Source organism: Pseudomonas sp. H1h (assembly GCF_000633255.1).
Taxonomy (GTDB): domain Bacteria; phylum Pseudomonadota; class Gammaproteobacteria; order Pseudomonadales; family Pseudomonadaceae; genus Aquipseudomonas.
The window spans coordinates 74,280-80,427 of sequence record NZ_AYMJ01000032.1 but is presented as its reverse complement, the minus strand read 5'-3'; the positions used below and the strand labels follow the sequence as shown (position 1 = coordinate 80,427).

Annotated in this window: 7 protein-coding genes; 3 read left to right on the top strand and 4 right to left on the bottom strand. The window is 59.0% G+C overall.

The features are described 5' to 3' along the window. Positions 1-20: 20 nt before the first annotated feature. Complete coding sequence (locus tag U862_RS0127230) at positions 21-428, bottom strand: flagellar basal body-associated protein FliL (protein ID WP_025113295.1); 408 nt, start codon at positions 426-428, stop codon at positions 21-23. A gap of 150 nt (positions 429-578) precedes the next feature. Here U862_RS0127230 and U862_RS0127225 point away from each other — a divergent pair, with 150 nt between their 5' ends. Further along, positions 579-1,556 (top strand): NADPH:quinone oxidoreductase family protein, encoded by a 978-nt coding sequence (locus U862_RS0127225; protein ID WP_025113294.1) that lies wholly within the window; start codon positions 579-581, stop codon positions 1,554-1,556. A gap of 94 nt (positions 1,557-1,650) precedes the next feature. Here U862_RS0127225 and U862_RS0127220 read toward each other — a convergent pair whose 3' ends face one another. Beyond that, positions 1,651-2,265: an energy transducer TonB gene (locus tag U862_RS0127220; protein ID WP_025113293.1), complete on the bottom strand. Its 615-nt coding sequence runs from the start codon at positions 2,263-2,265 to the stop codon at positions 1,651-1,653. A 178-nt stretch (positions 2,266-2,443) separates the two neighbouring features. After that, a complete protein-coding gene (locus tag U862_RS0127215) occupies positions 2,444-3,073 on the bottom strand; it encodes a flagellar basal body-associated protein FliL (protein WP_025113292.1) in 630 nt (209 codons plus the stop codon). A gap of 226 nt (positions 3,074-3,299) precedes the next feature. On the opposite strand from U862_RS0127215, the gene glpT reads away from it, so the two are divergent. Further along, positions 3,300-4,649 carry a glycerol-3-phosphate transporter gene (glpT, locus tag U862_RS0127210; protein ID WP_025113291.1) on the top strand — a complete coding sequence of 450 codons (1,350 nt, stop codon included), beginning with the start codon at positions 3,300-3,302 and terminating at the stop codon, positions 4,647-4,649. Here the strand turns inward: glpT and U862_RS0127205 are convergent. After that, positions 4,625-5,293, bottom strand: a complete 669-nt coding sequence (locus U862_RS0127205; protein WP_025113290.1) for a gamma-glutamylcyclotransferase — start codon at positions 5,291-5,293, stop codon at positions 4,625-4,627. The genes glpT and U862_RS0127205 overlap by 25 nt on opposite strands. A gap of 353 nt (positions 5,294-5,646) precedes the next feature. On the opposite strand from U862_RS0127205, the gene U862_RS0127200 reads away from it, so the two are divergent. Then, positions 5,647-6,123: a hypothetical protein gene (locus U862_RS0127200; protein ID WP_025113289.1), complete on the top strand. Its 477-nt coding sequence runs from the start codon at positions 5,647-5,649 to the stop codon at positions 6,121-6,123. Positions 6,124-6,148: the final 25 nt, after the last annotated feature.

Here is a 6,148-nt window from a genome sequence, read left to right as displayed (position 1 = left end):
CAGCCCGGACAACAAAGGGCTTACTGAATGATCAGGTTGTTGAACAACAGATCCTCAACCACCGGCTTGCCGGTTTCGTCATTCATGACTTGCTGAGTCTGCTTCAGGGCTTCCTGACGCAGCTTTTCCTTGCCTTCGATGCTGCTCATCGCCTCGGCAGTCTGCTGGGTGAACAGCGCCACCAGCTGATTGCGGATCAGCGGCTCGTTGGCCTTGACCAGCTTGGTCGCCTCGTCACCGGTCACACGCAGCGCCACGTCGGCCTTGTAAACCTTGAGCTTGGGCGTGCCGTCCAGCCCGTAGTTGCCCACGAACGGCGGGCTAAGAGTGATGTAGTTGACCTTCGGCGCCTCGCCTTCTTTGGCTTCTTCGGCCAGCGCTGCCACAGGCAGAGACAGGGCCAGCAACAACATGATCCACGCTTTCACAATTCGCTCCTTATCCGGTTTGCGGCCTAGCATAACGACCCGCCGCACAAGCACAAGCTTATGGCTGACTATCAGGGCCGGGCATGCTCGTTGACCCGTTGACTGACACACCTACACTTATCGGCCATCACTCCCAAAGGAATAGCCCTGATGAAAGCCGTGCTGTGCAAAGCCTTCGGCCCTGCCGAATCGCTGGTGCTGGAAGACGTCGCCAGTCCTGTCGCGAAGAAGAACGAGATCCTGCTGGACGTGCACGCCGCCGGGGTCAACTTTCCGGACACGCTGATCATCGAGGGCAAATACCAGTTCAAGCCGCCCTTCCCGTTTTCCCCCGGTGGCGAGGCGTCCGGCGTGGTCAGCGCCGTGGGCGAAAAGGTCGGCCATTTGAAGGTCGGCGACCGGGTCATGGCCCTGACCGGTTGGGGCAGCTTTGCCGAACAGGTCGCGGTGCCGGGCTATAACGTCCTGCCGATCCCGCCGTCGATGGACTTCAATACCGCCGCTGCGTTCAGCATGACCTACGGCACCTCGATGCACGCCCTTAAACAACGGGCCAACCTGCAACCGGGCGAAACCCTGCTGGTGCTCGGCGCCTCCGGCGGTGTCGGCCTGGCAGCGGTGGAAATCGGCAAAGCCATGGGCGCCCGCGTCATTGCCGCCGCCAGCAGCGCAGAAAAACTCGCGGTGGCCAAGGCTGCCGGCGCCGACGAACTGATCAACTACAGCGAAACCAGCCTCAAGGACGAAATCAAACGCCTCACCGACGGCCAGGGCGCCGACGTGATCTACGACCCGGTGGGTGGCGACCTGTTTGACCAGGCCATCCGCGCCATCGCCTGGAACGGCCGCCTGCTGGTGGTAGGTTTTGCCAGCGGGCGCATCCCCGAACTCCCGGTCAACCTCGCCCTGCTCAAGGGCGCAGCGGTACTCGGCGTGTTCTGGGGCTCTTTCGCCCAGCGCCAGCCACAGGACAACGCGGCGAACTTCCAGCAACTGTTCGGCTGGTTTGCCGAAGGCAAGCTCCACCCTTTGGTGTCGCAGGTGTATCCGCTGAGCAATGCGGCGCAGGCGATCAATGACCTGGGCCAGCGCAAAGCGGTGGGCAAGGTGGTGGTGCAGGTACGCTGACTTGTTGTTCAGGCCGGACTTTTCCCCGAAGTCCGGCTTGAGCCCGAAAGGCAGCAACCCTGCGTCACCTATAGCGGCGTGGCGTTGCTGCCGTTCATAGCAACTCACGAACCTCCGCCGGCAGAAAACTCATGTATCTGCGCATAGGGTTTTCCCGGCAACCTCTGACGATCAAGGGTACGCGCCGGTTCATCTTTGCGATGATCGCCAGACGCTGCTCATCGGCCAGTTGACTCGTGTGGATCACGTTCGACACGTACGCACGGGTGTAATCGAATACCTGTGCATCGACCCACGCGTACTCGGGCGTGTGCGTGAGGCCGTCATTGATGACGCGACACTTCACGGTCTTCAGCCACTGGTTGATGTGGATCGGCTGATGCAGATCAAGTCGAAAGAGCATTGGCGCCAGCACTGGCTGCTCCGCAGGCCGACCTTCATCGACCGACCAAGGCTTGAATCGCCACTGCGTAACCGCCTCCTTGACCGCCCCCGCCAGATCGGGATGGTCACTGTGCACGATGCTGATCGCGCTGACCGAACCATCCGCCTTAACGATGAAGCTGACCCTGACCTCGCCATCGATCCCGGCCCTGTACAACGCTCTGGGGTAAATCGGCCTGGGATTGTGTTCAGGGATGAGCAGCCCTTCTGCCGCCAGCGCCAAGCTGAAGATCGTCAACAGAAGCCCAGCAAAAAACCACCGCATGATCGTGCCCCGTCCCTAGTGAGATGCCTTATCCGGCAACAGCACAAAGGTTACGGAGCGCGGCCTTTAAACTGAATGGCGCAACGTCGCTGTTGGGCGCAGGACATTTCCTGATCCCGAGCGGAAACCTGACGAAACCGCTGAGTAAGTGGCGTCAGGTAAGTTTTCTGACAGACGTTTAGCCGCTGTTTGATCCTGCAATATCGCCCGGCAACAGATGCTCTTGCACCTTCAGGCTGCGAGACGGAATGAGCCGGCCTTTGTCATCGAAGCGCAGGACAATCAACCAGTCGAAGACATCATCCGGCCATTTTTCCTGCCCCATCAATGCGCTGGCATCACCGCCAAAGGCTTTGAGCAGTTTGTTGATGTGCCCATGGTGCCAGGCGATCAGCACCGTTGGCGCCTGATTGCTCTTGCGCAACAGTTTGACCAGTTGATGCAGATCGCCATTGACGTAGGGCTGCTCAATCGGCAGGCCAAGCCGCTGGGCCAACGGGGTCAGAGTCAGGCGCGAGCGAGCGCTCTCCGGGGTGTCGCCGGCAGCAATCAAACGCTGGGGGGTGAGCGTCTGGCCGTCGAGTTTCAGCAAACTGAAATAGTCGACGTAGGCGGCCGCACGCTGTTCGCCTCGGGCATTGAGCACCGAGCCCACATCGGGCTTTTCCGCATGGCGAATGATCAGCACGGTCGTGTTGCGCAGACCGGAATGGGCAGGATGGTCGGTGAAAATCAAGGCCAGCATCACAACGGCGAGTCCCGCCGCCACCAAGAATCTCGGCACCAACATGCGAACCTTCACTGGCATTTCTTATCTCTGCTGATCAATAGGCTGAACTGACCGCGAGTCTAAGCCCCCTCATGTTCACAGGTGGTGAAAACGCCCTGTTCTTACAGCTGAGCGACAGGTTCGTAAAGGAACATGCGACTTCCAACATTTTCCACTGTTTTGCTGATGCGAACCGGTGCTATTTTCGGTAACGAAACTGTAACATTCGCATCCGCAGTCAAAACAAGAAATCTGGAGCTCTTGAATGTTTGCTTTCTTTCGTCCTGCCGCACATCAGGCTCCATTGCCTGACGAAAAAATAGACAGTACCTACCGACGCCTGCGCTGGCAGATCTTCGCCGGTATTTTCTTTGGTTATGCGGGTTACTACCTGCTGCGCAAAAACTTCTCGCTGGCCATGCCGTACCTGATCGACGAGGGCTACACCCGGGGTCAACTGGGCGTGGCAATGTCGGCCATCGCGATCGCTTACGGCCTGTCGAAGTTCTTGATGGGCCTGGTGTCCGATCGTTCCAACCCGCGCTTCTTCTTGCCGTTCGGCTTGCTGATCTCGGCAGGCGTGATGTTCGTCTTCGGTTTTGCACCGTGGGCGACGTCCAGCGTGACCATGATGTTCATTCTGTTGTTCATCAACGGCTGGGCTCAGGGCATGGGCTGGCCGCCGAGCGGTCGGACCATGGTGCACTGGTGGTCGCAGAAAGAGCGCGGCGGCGTAGTGTCGGTGTGGAACGTGGCGCACAACGTGGGGGGCGGCCTGATCGGTCCGTTGTTCCTGCTCGGCATGGGCCTGTTCAATGACTGGCATGCGGCATTCTACGTGCCGGCTGCAGTGGCCCTGGGCGTGGCGGCGTTCGCGTTCATGACCATGCGCGACACCCCGCAGTCGGTTGGCCTGCCGCCGATCGAGCAGTACAAGAACGATTACCCCGAAGGCTACGATGCCAGCCACGAAGACGAATTCAGCACCAAGGAAATCTTCGTCAAGTACGTGCTGCGCAACAAAATGCTCTGGTACGTGGCCATGGCCAACGTCTTCGTCTACCTGCTGCGCTACGGCGTACTGGACTGGGCCCCGACGTATCTGAAGGAAGCCAAGCACTTCACCGTGGACACCACCTCGTGGGCGTACTTCTTCTACGAGTGGGCCGGTATTCCAGGCACGCTGCTCTGTGGCTGGATGTCAGACAAGATCTTCCGTGGCAATCGTGGCCTGACCGGCATGGTATTCATGGCGCTGGTCACCGTGGCGACGCTGGTCTACTGGCTCAACCCGCCGGGCAACCCGACCATCGACATGATCGCGCTGTTCTCCATTGGTTTCCTGATCTATGGCCCGGTGATGTTGACCGGTTTGCAGGCGCTGGAACTGGCACCGAAGAAAGCCGCCGGCACTGCAGCAGGCTTCACCGGTCTGTTTGGTTATCTGGGTGGGTCGGTCGCGGCCAGTGCAGCAATGGGCTACACCGTGGACCACTTCGGCTGGGACGGCGGCTTCGTGCTGCTGGTGGGCGGCTGCATCATGGCGATGGTTTGCCTGGCCCCCACTTTGTGGCACAAGAAAGTCGCCAGTCAGGGCCGAGAGTCGCTCGCCTGATCGACCTTTGACTTGCAGCGCTTGAGCCGCGCCTCCAGATTCCGGTCTGGCATGGCGTGGCTGCGCAGGGCGTGGACGGTCTGCTCGACATAATCGCGAGTCGTGCCGTAGCGCCCGCAAGCGCTTTCGAACACCTGGCTCAGCACATGATCCGGCAAGTTGCCGGCATAGCTGGGCAGGTGCCGCTCCAGAACAAATCCCAACGCCTGTACCTGACTGCCATCTTCAAGCCGGCAGTTGAGCCAGTGTGGGCGATAGGACGGGAACGGCATCTCGCGTTTCCACAGTGCGTACAACGCGCCGTCCAGGTTCTCTTCCGGCAGCCGATAGGCGAAGCCGCTGCATGAACCGCCGCGATCCAGACCGAACACCAGCCCGGGCATCTCCGGCGTCCCGCGATGTTCATGCGACCACAGGTACAGGCCGCGGTGGTAGCCGTGGACGCGTCCGCGCACCCGCTCCACAGCCGAACACTCCGGACGCCAGATCAGCGAACCGTAGGCGAACAGCCACACCGGGCCGCCCTTGTGGCGCGCCATGGTCGATTGCATCGAGACGAGAAGTTGTTCGTGGGTCAGCTGCGGCCCCAGATCGAGCCGCGGAGGGTAAGCCAGATTCACAAAAGCAGATTCAATGGCTGTCATGACGGAAGTGTTCGGCCCCGCAAGTATTACAAGATGTAAGCACAATTCGCTTGATAGAACATATAGCAGTAACTGTAAAACGAAAAGTGCTAAAGGATGTATGACCTGCTCAATAGCGCTAAAGCGCGATTATCAGCTTCGGCCAACGGCTTTTATATAGCCTAATACCCTTGCCAAAATATCTTAAATACCCGAATGAAATATGCATAAGCCTTCGCTTGTTCAGGATCGGTTCAAGAAAATGCAGGAATCTTCCTACTAAAATGTCGGACTTTCTGTCTTTCCCGTCGCTGAACGCCTACGTATAACGGCCTTCCTCTGGCGCAAGCCATCCGTTTAACCGAGGCTGCATCATGAAAAAACCAAGGCTTTTGGCCGCACTGTTATTGATCCAGACCGGCCAGGTTTTGGCCGAGGATGACTCACAGAAGGACAAGGGGTTCTGGTACGCACAGACCAGTGTCTATACCCGCCATTATTCGCCCGACCCCGAGCACAATAATCATCAGGACTTGATCGGCATCGAACGCAATCAGGCTTCCGGCTGGGTATTTGGCGGGGCAACTTTCCGCAATTCGTTCCGCCAGCGCTCGAACTATGCCTATCTCGGCAAACGCTATGACAGCAGCGAATATCCGCTGTATCTGAAAGTTACCGGTGGGCTGTTGCAGGGCTATCGCGGTGATTACAAAGACAAGATCCCGTTGAATCGCTACGGCGTTGCGCCGGTGATCATTCCGTCCGTCGGCACTCACTATGGCCCATTGGCCGCCGAGCTGGTGTTTCTCGGCGCCAATGCGGCGATGGTGACAACCGGGGTGCGTTTCTAGGGGCGGGGACTCAGGCTCGGCTCAA

Bases quoted from the DNA above. Each gene is read 5' to 3' on its own strand.
- U862_RS0127225 (WP_025113294.1), top strand. From the start codon at position 579: ATGAAAGCCGTGCTGTGCAAAGCCTTCGGCCCTGCCGAATCGCTGGTG.
- U862_RS0127220 (WP_025113293.1), bottom strand. From the start codon at position 2,265: ATGCGGTGGTTTTTTGCTGGGCTTCTGTTGACGATCTTCAGCTTGGCG.
- U862_RS0127205 (WP_025113290.1), bottom strand. From the start codon at position 5,293: ATGACAGCCATTGAATCTGCTTTTGTGAATCTGGCTTACCCTCCGCGG.
- U862_RS0127215 (WP_025113292.1), bottom strand. From the start codon at position 3,073: ATGCCAGTGAAGGTTCGCATGTTGGTGCCGAGATTCTTGGTGGCGGCG.
- glpT (WP_025113291.1), top strand. From the start codon at position 3,300: ATGTTTGCTTTCTTTCGTCCTGCCGCACATCAGGCTCCATTGCCTGAC.
- U862_RS0127200 (WP_025113289.1), top strand. From the start codon at position 5,647: ATGAAAAAACCAAGGCTTTTGGCCGCACTGTTATTGATCCAGACCGGC.